The 19,541-nt window shown below is 54.0% G+C and carries 16 protein-coding genes and 7 tRNA genes; 17 read left to right on the top strand and 6 right to left on the bottom strand.

Annotated features, from left to right (window positions below):
* On the bottom strand, window positions 1-549 hold the full coding sequence (gene seqA / locus KGP25_RS06670) for a replication initiation negative regulator SeqA (RefSeq protein ID WP_008501070.1): 549 nt from the start codon (window positions 547-549) through the stop codon (window positions 1-3).
* Window positions 550-732: 183 nt separating this feature from the next.
* Between seqA and ybfF the strand changes: the two genes are divergently transcribed.
* The 4 genes from ybfF to fur all read left to right on the top strand — a co-directional run bounded on the left by ybfF (window position 733) and on the right by fur (window position 3,345).
* The gene (ybfF, locus tag KGP25_RS06665; RefSeq protein WP_223540149.1) at window positions 733-1,506 is read left to right on the top strand and encodes an esterase; all 774 of its coding nucleotides are present in this window, start codon (window positions 733-735) and stop codon (window positions 1,504-1,506) included.
* 128 nt (window positions 1,507-1,634) lie between these two features.
* The gene (gene ybfE, locus KGP25_RS06660) at window positions 1,635-1,922 is read left to right on the top strand and encodes a LexA regulated protein (protein ID WP_023310772.1); all 288 of its coding nucleotides are present in this window, start codon (window positions 1,635-1,637) and stop codon (window positions 1,920-1,922) included.
* A 155-nt stretch (window positions 1,923-2,077) separates the two neighbouring features.
* Window positions 2,078-2,608 carry a flavodoxin FldA gene (gene fldA / locus KGP25_RS06655; RefSeq protein ID WP_008501067.1) on the top strand — a complete coding sequence of 177 codons (531 nt, stop codon included), beginning with the start codon at window positions 2,078-2,080 and terminating at the stop codon, window positions 2,606-2,608.
* Between the two features lie 290 nt (window positions 2,609-2,898).
* Complete coding sequence (fur, locus tag KGP25_RS06650; RefSeq protein WP_014169146.1) at window positions 2,899-3,345, top strand: ferric iron uptake transcriptional regulator; 447 nt, start codon at window positions 2,899-2,901, stop codon at window positions 3,343-3,345.
* Between the two features lie 92 nt (window positions 3,346-3,437).
* Here fur and chiQ read toward each other — a convergent pair whose 3' ends face one another.
* The 4 genes from chiQ to nagE form a co-directional block, all read right to left on the bottom strand.
* Entirely contained in the window at window positions 3,438-3,764 is a 327-nt protein-coding gene (gene chiQ, locus KGP25_RS06645) for a ChiQ/YbfN family lipoprotein (protein WP_045909866.1), read from the bottom strand.
* Between the two features lie 47 nt (window positions 3,765-3,811).
* Window positions 3,812-5,209, bottom strand: a complete 1,398-nt coding sequence (gene chiP, locus KGP25_RS06640; protein ID WP_223540148.1) for a chitoporin — start codon at window positions 5,207-5,209, stop codon at window positions 3,812-3,814.
* 446 nt (window positions 5,210-5,655) lie between these two features.
* On the bottom strand, window positions 5,656-7,323 hold the full coding sequence (gene glnS, locus KGP25_RS06635) for a glutamine--tRNA ligase (protein ID WP_045909581.1): 1,668 nt from the start codon (window positions 7,321-7,323) through the stop codon (window positions 5,656-5,658).
* Between the two features lie 170 nt (window positions 7,324-7,493).
* Window positions 7,494-9,446, bottom strand: a complete 1,953-nt coding sequence (nagE, locus tag KGP25_RS06630; protein WP_048026960.1) for a PTS N-acetyl glucosamine transporter subunit IIABC — start codon at window positions 9,444-9,446, stop codon at window positions 7,494-7,496.
* A gap of 327 nt (window positions 9,447-9,773) precedes the next feature.
* On the opposite strand from nagE, the gene nagB reads away from it, so the two are divergent.
* From nagB to KGP25_RS06570, 12 genes are all read left to right on the top strand, one after another.
* Window positions 9,774-10,574, top strand: a complete 801-nt coding sequence (gene nagB / locus KGP25_RS06625; RefSeq protein ID WP_008501061.1) for a glucosamine-6-phosphate deaminase — start codon at window positions 9,774-9,776, stop codon at window positions 10,572-10,574.
* A 55-nt stretch (window positions 10,575-10,629) separates the two neighbouring features.
* On the top strand, window positions 10,630-11,778 hold the full coding sequence (gene nagA / locus KGP25_RS06620) for an N-acetylglucosamine-6-phosphate deacetylase (protein WP_223540147.1): 1,149 nt from the start codon (window positions 10,630-10,632) through the stop codon (window positions 11,776-11,778).
* An 8-nt stretch (window positions 11,779-11,786) separates the two neighbouring features.
* Entirely contained in the window at window positions 11,787-13,007 is a 1,221-nt protein-coding gene (locus KGP25_RS06615) for an N-acetylglucosamine repressor (protein WP_021242995.1), read from the top strand.
* Between the two features lie 45 nt (window positions 13,008-13,052).
* On the top strand, window positions 13,053-13,805 hold the full coding sequence (nagD, locus tag KGP25_RS06610; RefSeq protein WP_023310763.1) for a ribonucleotide monophosphatase NagD: 753 nt from the start codon (window positions 13,053-13,055) through the stop codon (window positions 13,803-13,805).
* 248 nt (window positions 13,806-14,053) lie between these two features.
* Window positions 14,054-15,718 (top strand): asparagine synthase B, encoded by a 1,665-nt coding sequence (asnB, locus tag KGP25_RS06605; protein ID WP_021242994.1) that lies wholly within the window; start codon window positions 14,054-14,056, stop codon window positions 15,716-15,718.
* Window positions 15,719-15,944: 226 nt separating this feature from the next.
* Window positions 15,945-16,021 (top strand) — tRNA-Met (locus KGP25_RS06600).
* 8 nt (window positions 16,022-16,029) lie between these two features.
* Window positions 16,030-16,114 (top strand) — tRNA-Leu (locus KGP25_RS06595).
* 23 nt (window positions 16,115-16,137) lie between these two features.
* Window positions 16,138-16,212 (top strand) — tRNA-Gln (locus KGP25_RS06590).
* Between the two features lie 32 nt (window positions 16,213-16,244).
* A tRNA-Gln gene (locus tag KGP25_RS06585) sits at window positions 16,245-16,319 on the top strand.
* A 17-nt stretch (window positions 16,320-16,336) separates the two neighbouring features.
* A tRNA-Met gene (locus KGP25_RS06580) sits at window positions 16,337-16,413 on the top strand.
* A 42-nt stretch (window positions 16,414-16,455) separates the two neighbouring features.
* Window positions 16,456-16,530, top strand: a tRNA-Gln gene (locus tag KGP25_RS06575).
* A 36-nt stretch (window positions 16,531-16,566) separates the two neighbouring features.
* Window positions 16,567-16,641: transfer RNA gene (locus KGP25_RS06570), tRNA-Gln, on the top strand.
* Window positions 16,642-16,760: 119 nt separating this feature from the next.
* On the opposite strand, the gene ubiF is transcribed toward KGP25_RS06570, so the two are convergent.
* A complete protein-coding gene (ubiF, locus tag KGP25_RS06565) occupies window positions 16,761-17,936 on the bottom strand; it encodes a 3-demethoxyubiquinol 3-hydroxylase (protein ID WP_223540146.1) in 1,176 nt (391 codons plus the stop codon).
* Between the two features lie 135 nt (window positions 17,937-18,071).
* Between ubiF and miaB the strand changes: the two genes are divergently transcribed.
* Window positions 18,072-19,496 carry a tRNA (N6-isopentenyl adenosine(37)-C2)-methylthiotransferase MiaB gene (gene miaB / locus KGP25_RS06560; protein WP_045909585.1) on the top strand — a complete coding sequence of 475 codons (1,425 nt, stop codon included), beginning with the start codon at window positions 18,072-18,074 and terminating at the stop codon, window positions 19,494-19,496.
* Window positions 19,497-19,541: the final 45 nt, after the last annotated feature.

Below are 19,541 nucleotides of genomic sequence, written 5' to 3'. Positions count from 1 at the left end.
TTAAATTGTACCGCAAACCTTTTCAATCAATTCCGCCGGGAACTGCATGGACTGCATGATGTGTTCAATCATGCTGCACTTGCGGCCCGTGTTGGTATTGGTGATCACCCAGTACGGGGTGCCAGGAACATGTTTGGGTTTGGTTTGATTGCCATTTTGCAGCAGCGTCTGCTCGTCGCCCGCGAAGTAGACGCGAGTACGACCATGCAGCGACTCGGTCGCTTCAGCAAACGCTTTGTTATCCAGTGAATAAAGTGTAGACAGCACCAGCATAAAGCGGTTGACCGCCTTTTTCTGCTCCGCGTATTCATCGGAGAGCAGCAGCTCGCGCATCGCGCGCACTTTATCTTTTGCCGGCGTCACGGCAGGTTTTGCTTGTGCAACAACGCTTGGCTGAGACACGACATCTTTGGTGACTGGGGTAGCAGGCTGTGAAGCGGCGGAAATTTTAAGCATGCGCCGTAAAATGTCGGACGCGCTCTCCCCGATATGCCGCGTCTGGCTGGCAATATACTGATAGAGTTCGTCATCAACTTCGATTGTTTTCATCTTAATCCAGTGCGATATCTTATCTGAATACAAGTCATTGGGATTATAAGGTCAAATCCCAACAGCGGATAGCGTCAAACCAGGTTGGCGGCAAAAGTCAGATTAAACTGGAACCTTGCAGCCGGGCGGCAGAATGGTCAACATGATACCCTAACCTGACATACGTAAAAAAAGAACTTTGCCATGAAATTGAATACCCGAGCGCAAACTGCACAATCGCCGAACAATAATTCTCCCATCGTACTGGTTCACGGGCTTTTTGGCAGCCTGGATAACCTGGGCGTGCTGGCGCGCGATCTGGTTACCGATCACGATATCTTACAGGTCGATATGCGCAATCACGGTCTTTCCGGCCGTTCCGACGAGATGACCTACGCCGCGATGGCGCAGGATCTGCTGGATACGCTGGATGCCAACGATCTGCAAAAGGTCACCCTCATCGGGCATTCAATGGGCGGCAAAGCGGTGATGGCCCTGACGGCGCTGGCCCCGGAGCGTATTAACGGCCTGGTGGTGATTGATGTTGCGCCCGTGGATTACGACGTACGCCGTCACGACGAGATTTTTGCCGCCATCAATGCGGTCACCGAAGCGGGTGTCGCGACCCGCCAGCAGGCCGCTACCGTCATGCGTGAGCATCTTGATGAAGAAGGCGTCGTGCAGTTCCTGCTGAAGTCGTTTGTTGACGGCCAGTGGCGTTTTAACGTGCCGGTGCTCTGGAACCAGTACAACAATATTGTGGGCTGGCAAACCGTACCCGCCTGGCCGCACCCTACCCTCTTTATTCGCGGCGGTAAATCCCCTTACGTTACCGACGCGTACCGCGACGCCATACTGGCGCAATTCCCGCAGGCTCGCGCCCACGTCATTGCCGGAGCCGGGCACTGGGTGCATGCGGAAAAACCTGACGCCGTACTGCGCGCCATTCGCCGCTATCTTGCTGATACTGCAAATTGATTAAAAAGAGAGCGACTGGAAGGCTGCGGGCTTCCAGTCGTTGGCGCGCCGTTTTTGGTGATGTATGATGGCGCGCTTATCGCCCGGGCATTAGCAGGGCGGCGTGTTTCCCCCGAAGTCTCAGAATCATGGCCAAAGAACAAACGGACCGTACGACACTAGATCTGTTCGCGAATGAGCGTCGCCCGGGACGACCGAAGACGAATCCGCTTTCGCGCGATGAACAGCTGCGTATCAATAAACGCAATCAGCTTAAACGCGATAAAAATCGTGGGCTTAAGCGTGTCGAACTGAAGCTCAACGCTGACGCGGTCGATGCACTTAACGAGCTGGCCGAGGCGCGAAATATCAGCCGCAGCGAGCTCATTGAAGAGATGCTGATCGCCCAGCTTGAGACATTGCGCGGCCAGGCATAAGTCTGAAAATTCCCTTAATTACCCTTTTCATGTAGCACAGAGTGCAGTCCTGCGCGATAGCTGTTTCCGCAGGGTTGCCAGTTCTGCTATTATTGCCCTTATCCGTGGCCGAATTGCGCCACCATACTATTAAGTTTCAAGAGGTTATTTTACTCATGGCAATCATCGGCATTTTCTTTGGCAGTGATACCGGCAATACCGAAAATATCGCGAAAAACATTCAAAAACAGCTCGGTAAAGACGTTGCTGATGTGCATGACATCGCCAAGAGCAGCAAAGAAGATCTCGAAGGCTATGACATTCTGCTGCTGGGTATTCCGACCTGGTACTACGGTGAAGCCCAGTGTGACTGGGATGATTTCTTCCCGACGCTGGAAGAAGTGGACTTCAACGGTAAGCTGGTCGCCCTGTTTGGCTGCGGCGATCAGGAAGACTACGCCGAGTACTTCTGTGACGCGCTGGGTACCATCCGCGACATCATTGAGCCGAATGGTGCAGTGATCGTCGGCCACTGGCCGACCGCCGGTTACCACTTCGAAGCGTCTAAAGGCCTGGCCGATGACGATCACTTCGTGGGCCTGGCCATCGACGAAGACCGTCAGCCAGAACTGACCGCAGAGCGCGTTGAGAAATGGGTTAAGCAGATCCGTGAAGAACTGCACCTGGACGATATTCTTAACGCCTGATTTTTCTCGCGGCGCAACGGCGGTTGCGCCCGTGCACCAGGTCAAACCGATTAAATTAATTGCTACAATCTTTTAACTTTTTCGCCCAGACCTGTACAATGTCTCCCTGATAAATGTGGTTTTCCATCGAGCAAGTTTGTTGGTGATACCCCATTTTTATAAGCATATTTTGCCTGAGACTTGCAGTTTTCATTTAGCCATGGCAGTTCTATAATGAGACGCATTATCCCAGGTGCATTTTCTGTCACTTCCTACAGAAGTGAATCGTTTAGCAACAGGACAGATTCCGCATGACTGACAACAATACCGCATTAAAGAAGGCTGGCCTGAAAGTTACGCTTCCTCGGTTAAAAATCCTCGAAGTGCTTCAGGGTCCAGACAATCACCATGTCAGTGCGGAAGACCTTTATAAACGTCTTATCGACATGGGTGAAGAGATTGGGCTGGCTACCGTCTATCGCGTGCTGAACCAGTTTGATGACGCGGGCATTGTCACCCGTCATAATTTCGAAGGCGGTAAATCTGTATTCGAACTGACCCAGCAACAGCACCACGATCACCTGATCTGCCTCGACTGTGGCAAGGTCATTGAATTTAGCGATGATTCCATCGAAGCGCGTCAGCGTGAAATCGCCGCGCGTCACGGTATCCGCCTCACCAACCACAGCCTGTACCTTTACGGTCACTGCGCTGAAGGCGACTGCCGTGAAGATGACCACGCGCACGACGCAAAATAAGCGAGTATTCATACTCTGAGCCAGCCGCAAGGTTGGCTTTTTTTTGCCTGAAAAAAAGCCCGGTGGCGCTGCGCTACCGGGCGTAAAGCAACTTATTTATTGTTATTGCGTATCTCGTTCCAGATCTTGTCGCAACGCTTCGCCACTTCCTGATCGTTACCGGTTTTACGCGCCTGGATACAGGCCTGGTAATCCATCACCCGGACATTTTCCTGCGTCGCAAACTGCTCGTGCGCTTTTTCTTTCTTCAGCACATTCAGCACGCTCTGGCAGGCTTCAATTTTCTCCGGCGAGCCTTCCGCAGTATTAATACAGGCGCTGTAGGCCTCCCTGAGACGGGAATCCTCTTTCGGTGCCTGAGTCTGGGCGCACGCCACCAGCCCCGATGCCAACAGCGCGACGATTACGATTTTTTTCATCATATGCAGTCTCCGGTCCGGCGGGAGCTGACCCGCCGGACGATTCATCAGAAGATGGTGAACGGTGCGATAACCATGAATTTCACGTCACGTTCATCCTGGAAGATGTTGCCGTAACCGCCCGCGTAGCTCGGGATATCGGAGTGGTTGTCGTACTGGGTGAAGTGCAGTTTGAACATCGTGCCTTTCGCGCGGCCATCCTGCAGGGTATAGATTGCATCCAGGCTGTAGGAAGACTCTTTCAGGCGATAGTTTGGATCGTAGTAAGCATCCGGTGTTGCCATGTCGGCAGGTTTTGCATCCCAGGCGTAAGCGTAAGACGCGCCCACCGCCCAGCCAGGCAGGTTCCAGTTTTTCAGATCGTACATTGCGCCGAAGAAGACCGCTTTCTCACCGTCGGCGTTGAAGTCGGAGCGGTTATCCCACCAGATATCAAGACGACCGTTGGAGGAGGCGTAGGTCGGGGTCATACGCTGCAGGAAGTAGCCCTGCAGCCCTTCCGCCTTCACCCATGTGCCTTCCAGACGCAAATCAACCTGACCGACCTTGTAGCCAAAGGTGAGCGCCTGCAGCCACGCGGTGCCGTCGTAGATGTCGTTGACACCACCGTTACTGACTTTGTCGCGCGTACCGTAGAACTGGTAGCTGGTACTCAACGGGCTACCCGCGATATCGAACTTATAGCTGGCCTTGGCAAAGTATTGATCGATATACCCTTGCGCCTGGCCAAATGCCGCTTCGAGAACAAGATCGTTTTTGAAGTCGTATTTCGCACCCAGCGAGTGGAGGTAATCGACCTTGGTTTTCTTATCGTTCTGGTAGAACTTGTCCATCTCAATGTGCCACGGTGCTTTGTACTCGTTGGTCCACATATAGGAGAAGCTCAGCGCACCCGCATCGCCGTAGTCAAAGTTAGCTCCTGCTTCCGCCCCCTGATAGGTACCCGGCATAAAGCTCCAGTGTGGGGCTAACAGCGTCTGGCCAGTTGGCTGAATATACCCCCCACGCGCCCAGACCGGGCCGTATTTGAATTTCGCTGCGGCTTTGTAAAGGCTGATTCCGCTCTTATCCCCGGACCAGTCTTCATCATAGGCTTTGTTGCTGGAGGAGAAGGCGATTTCGTTCGGGTGGCCGCTGTCGCCGTTTTCCGCCATTTCGATCGCGGTGAACGCGGCAATATCCAGACCGAACATATCCGCGGCGTAGCCTGACTGGAAGTCCAGGTTGGCGTTCCAGGTGGAGTGCGAGAGGTTGGTTTTGTATTTATCTTCAGTGACGTCTTTACGGTCACGCTCACGCTGCCAGTAATAAATACCGCCCGTGAGGGTAGAATCTTCGATGAAACCCGCTGCTTTTGCCTCTGGCGCAATCACCAGCCCCGACATTGCTGTCACACCGGCAATAGCCAGCGCCAGCGCACTACGTTTGCCACTGAACGTACGCATAGATTATTCCTCTTTGACGAATTAAAACGCCTGAAACGGCGTAAATAAAAAAGACCAAATGGTCAGGGGTAGTTTTAAATACCCTCGAATTAACTACCGTCTTTAGGTTATTTTTCGCGACGCGAATTATCAATGCTTTTCAGCGGGCAAAAGTCAGGATTATGACGAAGTGCACATAATTGGTAGCGCTTTGTAACATTTACAGGAAGGCGAGGAATGACGGGTAATTCTCAGGTTTTTCAGTGGCGAGACGTGAGATTGCGTTCCTTTTTTATCACCTTTTTAATTTTGGCAATGACACAAACTTTTTTTTAAAAAATAAGTAGCACCTCATTGACCTGTTATTTTCAGAACGCCTCTTTAGTCCCTGGCTTAATACTCTGATCGTTAAATAAAAAAACGCCGCATAATGCGGCGTTTGTCTCTCATTGACCAGAGCAGGAATATTATTCGCCGATCTTCGTCCAGGTATCACGCAGGCCTACGGTACGGTTAAATACTGGTTTTTCCGCCGTGCTGTAACGGCTGTCCAGGCAGAAGTAACCTTCACGTTCGAACTGGAACGCTTTGCCCGCTTCAGCCGCTTTCAGGGACGGCTCCGCATAACCCTGCTTAATCACCAGCGATTCCGGGTTGATGGTCGCCAGGAAGTCTTCCGCCGCACCTGGGTTAGGCACGCTGAACAGACGATCGTAAAGACGGATCTCGACCGGCAGCGCGTGGGTTGCGCTCACCCAGTGGATAACGCCTTTCACCTTGCGGCCATCCGCCGGATCTTTACTCAGCGTCTCAGCGTCATAAGAACAGAAGATGGTGGTGATATTCCCTTCCGCATCTTTTTCAACGCGCTCGGCTTTGATGACGTAAGCATTACGCAGACGTACTTCTTTACCCAGCACCAGACGCTTGTACTGCTTGTTGGCTTCTTCACGGAAGTCAGCGCGGTCAATCCAGATCTCGCCGCTGAACGGCACGTCACGGCTTCCCATTTCCGGTTTGTTCGGATGGTTAGGCATGGAGACCAGCTCGCTCTCGCCCTGCGGATAGTTCTCGATGACCAGTTTCACCGGATCGATAACGGCCATCGCGCGCGGGGCGTTTTCGTTGAGATCTTCGCGAATGCAGGATTCCAGAGAGGCCATCTCAATGGTGTTGTCCTGCTTGGTCACGCCAATACGCTTGCAGAATTCACGGATTGACGCCGCGGTGTAACCACGACGGCGCAGACCGGAGATGGTCGGCATACGCGGGTCATCCCAGCCTTCAACGTGCTTGTCGGTCACCAGCAGGTTCAGCTTACGCTTGGACATCACGGTGTATTCCAGATTCAGACGAGAGAACTCGTACTGGCGCGGATGCACCGGAATGGTGATGTTATCCAGCACCCAGTCGTACAGACGACGGTTGTCCTGGAACTCCAGCGTACACAGCGAGTGGGTGATGCCTTCCAGCGCATCGCTGATGCAGTGAGTGAAGTCGTACATCGGGTAGATGCACCACTTGTTGCCAGTCTGGTGGTGTTCAGCGAACTTAATACGATACAGCACCGGATCGCGCATCACGATGAACGGCGATGCCATGTCAATTTTGGCACGCAGGCAGGCTTTGCCTTCTTCGAAACCACCGGCACGCATTTTTTCAAACAGCGCCAGGTTCTCTTCCACGCTGCGATCGCGGAACGGGCTGTTTTTGCCCGGCGCGGTCAGCGTGCCGCGGTACTCACGGATCTCATCTGCAGACAGTTCGTCAACATACGCCAGACCTTTGTTGATAAGCTCTACCGCGTAGGCATACAGCTGATCAAAGTAGTCAGAGGAGTAGCAGATATCGCCAGACCAGTTGAAGCCCAGCCATTGCACGTCATTTTTGATGGACTCAACGTATTCGATGTCTTCTTTTACTGGGTTGGTGTCATCGAAACGCAGGTTGCACTGTCCCTGGTAGTCTTGCGCAATGCCAAAGTTCAGGCAGATGGACTTCGCATGCCCGATATGCAGGTAGCCATTCGGCTCCGGCGGAAAACGGGTATGAATTGTGGTGTGCTTACCACTGGCCAGATCTTCATCGATGATCTGACGAATAAAGTTACTCGGGCGGGCTTCAGCCTCACTCATCGTGGATTCCTCAAAGCGTAAACAACGTATAACGGCATATGATCTTATAAGCCGGACGTAGTGACAACCCTTAAAACGTCTCTGAAGAAAATAATGGGGGCTTTTGCTGCAAAAAAAAAGCGGCGGAGGATATCCCCCGCCGCTTAAGGCATGACTCTACTCAGGAGCGATTACTTGCCTTTAATCTCGTACAGCGGGGTTTGACCCGCAACAACCTGACCTTTCGCCTGGATGACCAGACCGCTGAAGTCGTCGATGTTGCTGCAAACCACCGGGCTAATCATGGAACGCGCGTTGGCATTCAGGAAGTCCAGATCCATTTCCAGAATCGGCTGCCCGGCCACCACTTCAGCGCCCTCTTCCACCAGGCGAGTAAAGCCCTGACCATTCAGCGCAACGGTATCGATACCCATATGGACAACGATCTCCGCTCCCTTGTCGGTTTCGAGGCAGAACGCGTGGTTGGTGTTGAAGATTTTCACGATAGTACCGGCAGCAGGAGACACCACGGTTTTATCCGTTGGTTTCACCGCCACACCGTCACCGACCGCTTTGCTGGCGAACGCTTCATCAGGGACCTGCTCAAGGTCAACCACGTCACCCGTTACCGGAGAGACCAGCGCGGCCACCGTCACGGCGTTAGGCACGGCCTGCGGCTTCGCTACCGGGGCAGCCGTCGACGCAGGTGCGCTGTCGGTTGATGCCGCCGCGACCGGTCCACGGGCAACCACTTTCTTCATTTCGTCACCGATGGATTCCGCTTTGGCGCCCACGATAACCTGGATAGTTTGTTTGTTCAGTTTAACCACGCCCGATGCACCAAGGCGTTTACACATTGCGTCGCTGACGCGCGCAGAGTCACCCACCGTCAGACGCAGACGGGTGATGCAGGCGTCAATGGCTTTCAGGTTGTCAGTCCCCCCGACGGCAGCGATATAGCTGGTCGCCAGCTGAGTCAGACCCTCTTCGGTATTGCTGTTAGCTTCGTTGGTGACCACTTCGTCTTTGGTGTCTTCGCGGCCCGGCGTTTTGAGGTTAAACATACGAATAACCGCAGTGAACAGGACGAAGTAGATGACGAAGAAGACCAGACCCATTACCACCAGCATCCAGACGTTCTTGCTTGCCGCCGGCAGGTTGTACATCAACACGTAGTCGATCGCGCCTGCAGAGAAGGAGAAGCCAGCATGGATACCCAGCAGGGTCGCCACAAACAGGCTGATACCGGTAAGAACCGCATGCATGAGGTACAGCACCGGCGCCAGGAACATGAACAGGAATTCCAGCGGCTCGGTTACGCCGGTCAGGAAAGCGGTAATCGCAACGGACAGCAGCATGCCGCCAACCATTGGGCGACGCGCTTTTGGCGCAGCCAGGTACATTGCCAGCGCAGCGCCCGGCAGACCAAACATCATGATTGGGAAGAAGCCAGACATGAACATGCCTGCGGTGCCGTCACCCGCGTAGAAGCGGTTGATGTCGCCGTGGAATACAGTACCCGCAGCATTGGTGAACTCACCAATCTGGAACCATGCGATAGTGTTCAGCACCTGATGCAGACCGGTTGGGATCAGCAGACGGTTGATAAAACCAAAGATACCTGAGCCCACTGCACCCGCTGAAACAATCCACTCACCGCCCGCATGGATCGCATGCTGTACCGGTGGCCAGACGTAGCCAAAGATAGCGGCCAGAACCAGACAGAAGAAGCCCGTCGCGATTGGCACGAAACGTTTGCCGCCAAAGAAACTCAGGAAGTCTGGCAGCTTAATGTTTGCCCAGCGGTTGTACACAGCACCACCGACCAGACCGGTAATGATACCTGCCAGCACGCCCATGTTGATTTCCGGGTTAATCGTTACCATCGCTTTCGTCAGGATGAAATAACCGACTGCCCCTGCCAGCGCTGCAGCACCCGCGCTGTCTTTTGACCAGCTTGAGGCAACACCGATGGCGAAAATCAGCGCCAGGTTGTCAAAAATAGCACCGCCAGCCTGAGCAATAAACGGTACGTTAAGAAGATCGGGTTGCCCGAATCGCAGCAGCAACGCTGCAACCGGTAGCACGGCGATAGGGAGCTGCAAAGCCCTACCGAGGCGCTGGAAAAAACCTAAAATATTCATCCTATTCCCCCTACGAGACCCGTTTTTCAGGCTCGCGCATAAACTATGTTTTTATTGTGTCACGAACGATAGATACCGTTGATAATTCACTGGCAGTCTGAGTGTGTGAAAAATTAATTCGTATCGCAAATTAAACACCTATTTTTTGTGATTTTTGTCACCAAATATCGTATTCAGCCCTCCCTTACACTGGCTAACAGCGAAAACTTATTTTATCATTCAAAAAATCAAGACGGATTGATCCGGCCTGAAAGTTTCCAGGTTACGCTTTAGTATCAGGTTCCGAAGCCATCCGCCCACTCTTCTACTTAAACTTTGAGGTGAACAATGAGACTGATTCCCCTGGCAACTGCTGAACAAGTCGGTAAATGGGCCGCTCGCCATATCGTAAACCGCATTAACGCCTTCAAGCCGACCGCCGATCGTCCTTTCGTTCTTGGCCTTCCGACCGGCGGCACGCCGCTGACCGCCTACAAGGCGCTGGTTGAGATGCATAAAGCAGGCCAGGTTAGCTTCAAACATGTTGTGACCTTCAATATGGATGAATACGTTGGCTTACCGAAAGACCACCCGGAAAGCTACCATAGCTTTATGCACCGCAATTTCTTTGATCACGTTGATATCCCTGCTGAAAATATTAACCTGCTGAATGGAAACGCGCCGGATATTGACGCAGAATGCCGTCAGTATGAAGAAAAAATCCGTTCCTACGGTAAAATCCACCTGTTCATGGGTGGCGTAGGTAATGATGGTCATATCGCGTTTAACGAACCGGCGTCCTCTCTGGCTTCTCGTACCCGTATTAAAACGCTGACCCATGACACGCGCGTGGCAAACTCCCGCTTCTTTGACGGTGACGTTAACCAGGTTCCAAAATACGCCCTGACCGTAGGCGTAGGCACCCTGCTGGATGCCGAAGAAGTGATGATTCTGGTGCTGGGCGGCGTGAAAGCGCAGGCGCTCCAGGCTGCTGTTGAAGGCAACGTTAACCATATGTGGACCATCAGCTGTCTGCAGCTGCATCCTAAATCAGTCATCGTCTGCGACGAGCCGTCGACGATGGAGCTGAAGGTTAAGACGCTGAAATACTTCAACGAGTTAGAAGCCGAGAACATCAAAGGTCTGTAATTGAATAACCGCCTCTTTTTCAAGAGGCGGCCGCTTTTTTTAACCGGGGGTCGTTATGTACGCTTTAACCCACGGTCGGATTTATACCGGCCATGAAATTCTGGATGACCACGCGATTGTTATCGCGAATGGCCTGATTGAACGTGTTTGCCCGCTGGCAGAACTGCCGCCGGAGATTGAACAACGCTCACTCAATGGAGCAGTAATCTCCCCCGGTTTCATCGACGTACAGCTCAACGGCTGCGGCGGTGTGCAATTCAATGATACCGCCGATGCGGTAACGGTAGAAACGCTGGAGATCATGCAGAAAGCCAACGAGAAATCGGGCTGCACCAGCTATCTGCCGACGCTCATCACCAGCAGTGATGACCTGATGAAGCAGGGTATCCGCGTGATGCGCGAATATCTGGCCAAACACCCAAATCAGGCGCTCGGTCTGCACCTTGAAGGGCCATGGCTGAACATGGTCAAGAAAGGAACGCATAACCCGGATTACGTGCGTAAGCCCGATGCGGAGTTGGTTGACTACATGTGTGCCAACGCCGATGTGATCACCAAAGTGACGCTGGCACCGGAAATGACCGGCACGGACGTCATCAGCAAGCTGGCCGCCGCCGGAATTGTGGTTTCAGCAGGCCACTCAAACGCCACGCTGAGAGAAGCGAAAGCCGGTTTCCGCGCGGGCATTACCTTCGCGACGCATCTGTATAACGCCATGCCGTATATCACGGGGCGTGAACCGGGTCTGGTCGGGGCGATTCTGGATGAGCCAGACGTCTACTGCGGCATTATTGCTGACGGCTTACACGTCGATTACACCAACATTCGCAATGCCAAGCGGCTGAAAGGTGACAAGCTTTGCCTGGTGACGGACGCTACCGCGCCGGCAGGTGCAAATATTGAGCAGTTCATTTTTGCCGGTAAAACAATATACTACCGCAATGGACTGTGTGTGGATGAAAACGGTACGCTGAGCGGTTCCTCTTTGACCATGATTGAAGGGGTACGTAACCTGGTTGAGCACTGCGGGATTGCGCTTGAGGAAGTCCTGCGCATGGCAACCCTTTATCCGGCCCGCGCAATCGGCGTGGATAAACAGCTCGGCGGAATTGCACCAGGTATGGTTGCAAACCTGACGGCATTCACACACGATTATAAAATTATTAAGACCATCGTTAATGGTAACGAGGTCGTCACTGAGTAAGTAAAAGTATGACACCTGGCGGACAAGCTCAAATCGGTAATGTCGATCTCGTTAAACAACTTAACAGTGCGGCGGTGTATCGCCTGATTGACCAACACGGACCCATCTCGCGAATTCAGATAGCCGAACAAAGCCAGCTTGCTCCCGCCAGCGTGACAAAAATTACCCGCCAGCTCATTGAGCGCGGTCTGATCAAAGAAGTCGATCAACAGGCCTCCACCGGAGGCCGCCGCGCCATCTCTATTATTACCGAAACCCGCAATTTCCAGGCGATTGGCGTCCGGCTCGGCCGTCATGACACCACGCTCACGCTGTACGATCTGAGCAGCAAAGCCATTGCGGAAGAGCATTATCCCCTTCCGGAACGCACCCAGGAGACGCTGGAGCATGCGCTGCTGAATACTATCGCGCAGTTTATTGAAAGCTGTCAGCGTAAGATCCGCGAACTCATCGCCATCTCGGTGATACTGCCCGGTCTGGTCGACCCGGAAAGCGGCGTGATCCGCTATATGCCGCACATTCAGGTTGAAAACTGGGGGCTGGTCGACGCGCTGGAAAAGCGCTTCAAAGTGACCTGCTTTGTGGGCCATGACATCCGCTCTCTGGCGCTGGCAGAGCACTACTTTGGTGCGAGCCAGGACTGCGAAGACTCTATTCTGGTGCGTGTCCACCGCGGTACGGGCGCAGGTATTATCTCTAACGGCCGAATCTTTATTGGGCGCAACGGTAACGTCGGTGAGATTGGCCACATTCAGGTTGAGCCCCTCGGGGAGCGCTGCCACTGCGGCAACTTTGGCTGCCTTGAAACCATCGCCGCCAACACGGCCATTGAGCAGCGCGTTCGCCATCTGCTTGAACAGGGTTATCAAAGCCGCGTCACGCTGGACGACTGCAAGATAGGCACCATCTGCAAAGCCGCTAATAAAGGCGACGCGCTGGCCTGTGAAGTGATCGAGCAGGTGGGGCGCCATCTGGGGAAAACCATCGCCATCGCCATTAACCTGTTTAACCCACAAAAAGTGGTGATCGCCGGTGAAATTGTGGAAGCGGAAAAGGTGCTGCTCCCCGCGATTGAAGGCTGTATTAACACCCAGGCGCTGAAAGCATTCCGCCAGAATCTTCCGGTGGTTCGTTCAAAGCTTGACCATCGTTCGGCGATTGGCGCGTTCGCGCTGGTCAAACGCGCCATGCTCAACGGAATTCTGCTCCAGCATTTGCTGGAAAGTTGATCGGACCTTATAGTAACGCCTTCTTTTTTTAATGTCGGACTGTCCATGACCATTAAGAATGTAATTTGTGATATCGACGGCGTGCTGATGCACGACAACGTTGCCGTGCCGGGTGCTGCGGAGTTTCTTCACCGCATCATCGACAAAGGAATGCCTCTGGTTCTTCTCACGAACTACCCTTCTCAGACCGGTCAGGATCTGGCAAACCGCTTTGCCACGGCAGGGGTCGACGTCCCGGACAGCGTGTTTTATACCTCGGCGATGGCCACGGCGGATTTTCTGAAGCGTCAGGAAGGGAAAAAAGCCTACGTGGTGGGTGAAGGTGCGCTGATCCATGAACTATACAAAGCGGGCTTTACCATCACCGACGTCAACCCGGACTTTGTGATTGTTGGCGAAACGCGATCCTTTAACTGGGAGATGATGCATAAAGCTGCATACTTTGTCGCCAGCGGTGCGCGCTTTATCGCCACCAACCCGGATACCCACGGCCGCGGTTTTTATCCGGCCTGCGGCGCGCTGTGTGCCGGTATCGAAAAAATCTCTGGTCGTCAGCCGTTCGTTGTCGGGAAACCGAGCCCGTGGATCATTCGTGCCGCACTCAACAAGATGCAGGCCCACTCTGAAGAAACCGTTATTGTCGGCGACAACCTGCGCACCGATATTCTTGCCGGTTTCCAGGCAGGTCTGGAGACGATTCTGGTCCTGTCAGGCGTCTCTCAGCTTGATGACATTGATTCGATGCCGTTCCGGCCAAGCTGGATTTACCCCTCCGTCGACGAAATCGACATTATCTGATTCCGAACCACGCCTCAGGGCGTGGTTTTTTATTTTCTCGCCTTAAAACACAACTGCATCTAACGGAAAAGCACTTTCATTGCATAATCATCAATAAAATCGCTCACGACATACGCATTTTTCACCGATCCGCAACCACCATTGCACTATTTCCGTTTTTACCCGTAAAACGCTTGCGCCCCCTGCCCCTTTGCGGCATTTTCATAAGCAAGCAACATTACAAAGCAACAGGGTTAACGGAGAAGGTTATGTGTTCAATTTTTGGCGTACTGGATATTAAAACTGACGCGGGCGAACTGCGTAAAAAGGCACTCGAACTGTCCCGCCTGATGCGCCATCGCGGACCGGACTGGTCAGGCGTTTACGCCAGTGACAAAGCGATTCTGGCTCACGAACGTCTGTCTATTGTTGACGTCAACGCCGGTGCACAGCCGCTGTATAACGAGAAAAAAACGCACGCGCTGGCTGTCAACGGTGAGATCTACAACCATCAGGCGCTGCGCGCCGAGTACGGCGACCGCTACGCGTTCCAGACCGGGTCCGACTGTGAAGTGATCCTGGCGCTGTATCAGGAGAAAGGTCCCGAATTCCTGGACGACTTGCAGGGTATGTTTGCCTTTGCCCTGTACGACAGCGAAAAAGACGCCTATCTGATTGGCCGCGACCACATCGGTATTATCCCGCTGTACATGGGCCACGATGAACATGGCAACTTCTACGTTGCCTCTGAAATGAAAGCCCTGGTGCCGGTCTGCCGCACCATCAAAGAGTTCCCGGCAGGCAGCTACCTGTGGAGTAAAGACGGCGAGATCCGTCCATACTACCAGCGTGACTGGTTCGATTACGACGCGGTAAAAGACAACGTCACGGACAAAGCCGAGCTGCGTCAGGCGCTGGAAGATTCCGTGAAAAGCCATCTGATGTCAGACGTACCTTACGGCGTGCTGCTTTCTGGCGGTCTGGACTCCTCCGTGATCTCCGCGATCACCAAGAAATTCGCGGCCCGTCGCGTGGAAGATCAGGAGCGCTCAGAAGCCTGGTGGCCACAGCTGCACTCCTTTGCCGTGGGCCTGGAAGGCGCGCCGGATCTGAAAGCCGCGCAGGAAGTCGCAAACCACCTCGGCACCGTGCACCATGAAATTCACTTCACCGTGCAGGAAGGACTGGATGCGATCCGCGATGTGATCTATCACATCGAAACCTATGACGTAACCACCATCCGCGCTTCAACGCCGATGTACCTGATGTCGCGCAAGATCAAGGCGATGGGCATCAAGATGGTGCTCTCCGGTGAAGGTTCTGACGAAGTGTTTGGTGGCTACCTGTACTTCCATAAAGCGCCAAACGCCAAAGAGCTGCACGAAGAGACCGTGCGTAAACTCCAGGCGCTGCACATGTTCGACTGCGCGCGTGCCAACAAAGCGATGTCCGCCTGGGGCGTGGAAGCGCGCGTGCCGTTCCTGGATAAGAAATTCCTCGACGTGGCGATGCGCATCAACCCGCAGGACAAGATGTGCGGCAACGGAAAAATGGAAAAACATATCCTGCGTGAATGTTTTGAATCCTACCTGCCAGCGAGCGTGGCATGGCGTCAGAAAGAGCAGTTCTCCGATGGCGTAGGCTACAGCTGGATCGACACCCTGAAAGAGGTCGCGGCGAAACAGGTTTCTGACCAACAGCTGGAAACCGCAAGCTTCCGCTTCCCGTACAACACGCCGGGTTCGAAAGAAGCGTATCTCTACCGTGAAATTTTTGAAGAATTGTTCCCGGTACCGAGCGCTGCGGAGTGTGTGCCGGGTGGCCCGTCCGTCGCCTGCTCGTCTGCCAAAGCGATTGAATGGGATGAATCGTTCAAATCCATGAACGATCCGTCAGGACGTGCGGTAGGCGTTCACCAGTCAGCCTACAAATAATCGTGCATTTCATCATCAGGCCCTGCGGGGCCTGATTTTTTTTGCCCCGCTTTTGCACAGCTAAAACCGATTAATAACCAATAATTGCCGAATATTCGGTCACGCTGTTCGCAACCTAACCAAACAGTCACATTCCGGCTATTTTCGTTGAAAAAGGTGTTGACGCTGCAAGGGTCTATACGCATAATGCGCCCCGCAACGCCGATAAGGTAACGCGAAAAAAGATGGCTACGTAGCTCAGTTGGTTAGAGCACATCACTCATAATGATGGGGTCACAGGTTCGAATCCCGTCGTAGCCACCATCTTTTTTGCGGGAGTGGCGAAATTGGTAGACGCACCAGATTTAGGTTCTGGCGCCGCAAGGTGTGCGAGTTCAAGTCTCGCCTCCCGCACCATTCCCGGGTAAGCGTTGCACGGATGGGGTATCGCCAAGCGGTAAGGCACCGGTTTTTGATACCGGCATTCCCTGGTTCGAATCCAGGTACCCCAGCCATATTTCTTCGATTTTGCGGTTCTCCGCGGTATTGGGGTATCGCCAAGCGGTAAGGCACCGGTTTTTGATACCGGCATTCCCTGGTTCGAATCCAGGTACCCCAGCCATCGAAGATTGCAGTACTGGCTACGTAGCTCAGTTGGTTAGAGCACATCACTCATAATGATGGGGTCACAGGTTCGAATCCCGTCGTAGCCACCAAATTTAGATTATCGATGTTGTTCGGTAATGAAAAAAAATTGTTGGGGTATCGCCAAGCGGTAAGGCACCGGATTCTGATTCCGGCATTCCGAGGTTCGAATCCTCGTACCCCAGCCAATTTAAAAAGTCGTTAAGCAGCTTGTTTAACGCAATTGGGGTGTCGCCAAGCGGTAAGGCTCTGGTTTCTGATACCAGCATTCCGGGGTTCGAATCCCTGCACCCCAGCCACTTAGTAACAAAAAAGCCCGCTCTGCGGGCTTTTTTGTTTTTGTACAAAATTGTGCGACCTGATTCCCCCTCACCCTAACCCTCTCCCCAAAGGGGCGAGGGAAAAGTCGGAGCAAAGATTAAAGTCCGAGGGCGTACCTCAGGGCCTGACGCTTCAGGCCACCGGCGCGTTCCGCTGCCATCAGGCCTATGTTACGTAGAATACGCACCGGGGCTACGTCATTGCTAAACCCGGCATAGAACAGATCCATTCCCGACTGCATGAGGAAGTTATCCGCCATACGCCGCGTCTGATAACGCTTCAGCACCTGATGGCTGGCCCAGTTTTCCGCGTGTCCGCGGGCGCTGCCCAGCACATCCAGTAAGGCATCGACGTCACGATATCCCAGGTTCACGCCCTGCCCGGCCAGCGGATGAATGGTGTGTGCCGCATCCCCCACCAGCGCTAAGCCTTCGCGGGCATACTGCAACGCATGACGGCGCGTGAGCGGGAACGCCCCGGCGGCGACCGGCGTGACGTGTCCCAGACGGCTCGGGAAGTGCAGCAGAATTTCGCGCTGCAGCTGTTCCATGTTCATTCCCTGCAGCTGGCGAATGCGCGCCGGTTTGTCGTACCACACCAGCGACGCCCAGTTATCGAAGAGCGGTAAAAAGGCGTGCGGGCCGTTCGGCGTAAAGTGCTGCCAGGTGCTTTCACCCGGCGCATTCTCGCACCTGGCGGTAATTAGCATACAGGACTGTTCATACTGCCAGGCATGAACCCCGATCCCCGCCATCTGTCTGACCTGCGAGTTAGCGCCATCCGCCCCGATGACCAGCTTCACGGACAGCTCATCGCCGCTGTCGAGCGTCAGTAGATAGCCGCTCTCGTGAGGATGCAGCGCCTTAAGCGACGCAGGAACGCGCAGCGTCACCTTCGGGTGCGCCTCCAGCGCCTGCCAGAGCGCCAGCTGGAGCACGTTGTTTTCCACCATATAGCCCAGGCGCGGCAGCTTCAGCTCCGCGGCATCAAACGCGACGTGGGCATTTTCCCATTCCCAGGTTTCAAGACGGCTGTAAGGATGAGCGCGCATCGCCAGCACCGTCTCCCAGACGCCCAGCCCGCGCAGCAGATCGACGGACGCCGCGCTGATAGCGGATATGCGCACATCCGGTTTACTGGCGGGATCGTAGGCTGGCGGAGCCGCCTGTTCGATTACCGTTACCTCAAATCCCTGCTGCGCCAGCCCCAGCGCCAGCGCGCCGCCGACCATACCGCCGCCGACAACGGCAACTTCGGTGTGTTGGAGTGTCATGGTCAATTTTCCTTATTGGAGAATCCCTTAAGTTTACCGGATTTTTGCGGTCCTGAGACACACAACCTTCATACTGGTCACAACCCCACCAAAGCATTACAATACGCGGCTTGCAATCCTGAGCTGAGCAAGTCGATGACTAAAAAACTCCATATAAAAACCTGGGGCTGTCAGATGAACGAATACGATTCATCCAAGATGGCCGATCTGCTGGATACCACCCACGGATACCAGCTGACTGAAAATGCGAAAGAAGCCGATGTGCTGCTGCTGAACACCTGTTCAATTCGTGAAAAAGCGCAGGAAAAAGTCTTTCATGTGTTAGGCCGCTGGAAACTTCTTAAACGAAAAAATCCGGACCTGATCATCGGCGTGGGCGGCTGCGTCGCGTCGCAGGAAGGCAAGCTGATCCGCCAGAGAGCCCCGTATGTGGACATCGTCTTTGGCCCTCAGACCCTGCACCGTCTGCCTGAGATGATCAATCAGGTTCGCGGTAACCGTAGCCCGGTCGTTGACGTCAGCTTCCCGGAAATCGAAAAATTTGACCGTCTGCCTGAGCCACGTGCCGATGGCCCGACCGCCTTCGTCTCCATCATGGAAGGCTGCAACAAATACTGCACGTACTGCGTGGTGCCGTACACCCGTGGTGAAGAGGTCAGCCGCCCGGCAGATGACATTCTGTTTGAAATCGCGCAGCTTGCCGCGCAGGGTGTGCGAGAAGTGAACCTGCTGGGCCAGAACGTTAACGCCTGGCGCGGTGAGAACTATGACGGCACGACCGGCAGCTTTGCCGAGCTGCTGCGTCTGGTGGCCGCAATTGACGGCATCGACCGCATTCGCTTTACCACCAGCCATCCGATGGAATTTACCGACGACATTATTGACGTCTATCGCGATACGCCAGAGCTGGTGAGCTTCCTGCACCTGCCGATCCAGTGCGGCTCGGACCGCGTGCTGAACCTGATGGGCCGCCCGCATACGGTGCTGGAGTATAAATCCACCATCCGCAAGCTGCGTGAAGCGCGTCCGGATATCCAGATTAGCTCTGACTTTATCGTCGGCTTCCCTGGCGAAACCGCTGATGACTTCGAGCGCACCATGAAGCTCATCGGCGAAGTGAACTTTGACGTCAGCTACAGCTTCATCTTCTCCGCGCGTCCTGGAACACCGGCGGCCGATATGGTTGACGATGTGCCGGAAGAAGAGAAAAAGCAGCGTCTGTATATTCTGCAGGAGCGTATCAACCAGCAGGCCAACGCCTGGAGCCGCCGCATGCTCGGCACCGTTCAGCGCATTCTGGTGGAAGGCACTTCCCGCAAGAGCATTATGGAACTCTCTGGTCGTACGGAAAATAACCGCGTGGTGAACTTTGAAGGCACCCCGGATATGATCGGTAAGTTTGTGGACGTCGAGATTGTCGAAGTGCTGACCAACTCGCTGCGCGCGAAGGTCGTCCGCACCGAAGACGAAATGGGCCTGCGTATCGCAGAGTCACCGCAATCCGTGATCTCGCGTACCCGCAAAGAAAACGATTCTGGCGTTGGGATTTACCAGCCCTAATCCTTCAGGCCTGCCTCTTTTGGCAGGCCTTGTATTTCCTCTCAT

The sequence above is a fragment of the Enterobacter sp. JBIWA003 genome (assembly GCF_019968825.1).
GTDB lineage: Bacteria > Pseudomonadota > Gammaproteobacteria > Enterobacterales > Enterobacteriaceae > Enterobacter > Enterobacter quasiroggenkampii.
The sequence above is the reverse complement of the archived record's forward strand: the minus strand, read 5'-3'. Positions and strand labels throughout refer to the sequence as shown.

Excerpts from the sequence above, each read along its gene's own strand:
- seqA (WP_008501070.1), bottom strand. The coding sequence starts at position 549 with ATGAAAACAATCGAAGTTGATGACGAACTCTATCAGTATATTGCCAGC.
- ybfF (WP_223540149.1), top strand. The coding sequence starts at position 733 with ATGAAATTGAATACCCGAGCGCAAACTGCACAATCGCCGAACAATAAT.
- ybfE (WP_023310772.1), top strand. The coding sequence starts at position 1,635 with ATGGCCAAAGAACAAACGGACCGTACGACACTAGATCTGTTCGCGAAT.
- fldA (WP_008501067.1), top strand. The coding sequence starts at position 2,078 with ATGGCAATCATCGGCATTTTCTTTGGCAGTGATACCGGCAATACCGAA.
- fur (WP_014169146.1), top strand. The coding sequence starts at position 2,899 with ATGACTGACAACAATACCGCATTAAAGAAGGCTGGCCTGAAAGTTACG.
- chiQ (WP_045909866.1), bottom strand. The coding sequence starts at position 3,764 with ATGAAAAAAATCGTAATCGTCGCGCTGTTGGCATCGGGGCTGGTGGCG.
- chiP (WP_223540148.1), bottom strand. The coding sequence starts at position 5,209 with ATGCGTACGTTCAGTGGCAAACGTAGTGCGCTGGCGCTGGCTATTGCC.
- glnS (WP_045909581.1), bottom strand. The coding sequence starts at position 7,323 with ATGAGTGAGGCTGAAGCCCGCCCGAGTAACTTTATTCGTCAGATCATC.
- nagE (WP_048026960.1), bottom strand. The coding sequence starts at position 9,446 with ATGAATATTTTAGGTTTTTTCCAGCGCCTCGGTAGGGCTTTGCAGCTC.
- nagB (WP_008501061.1), top strand. The coding sequence starts at position 9,774 with ATGAGACTGATTCCCCTGGCAACTGCTGAACAAGTCGGTAAATGGGCC.
- nagA (WP_223540147.1), top strand. The coding sequence starts at position 10,630 with ATGTACGCTTTAACCCACGGTCGGATTTATACCGGCCATGAAATTCTG.
- KGP25_RS06615 (WP_021242995.1), top strand. The coding sequence starts at position 11,787 with ATGACACCTGGCGGACAAGCTCAAATCGGTAATGTCGATCTCGTTAAA.
- nagD (WP_023310763.1), top strand. The coding sequence starts at position 13,053 with ATGACCATTAAGAATGTAATTTGTGATATCGACGGCGTGCTGATGCAC.
- asnB (WP_021242994.1), top strand. The coding sequence starts at position 14,054 with ATGTGTTCAATTTTTGGCGTACTGGATATTAAAACTGACGCGGGCGAA.
- ubiF (WP_223540146.1), bottom strand. The coding sequence starts at position 17,936 with ATGACACTCCAACACACCGAAGTTGCCGTTGTCGGCGGCGGTATGGTC.
- miaB (WP_045909585.1), top strand. The coding sequence starts at position 18,072 with ATGACTAAAAAACTCCATATAAAAACCTGGGGCTGTCAGATGAACGAA.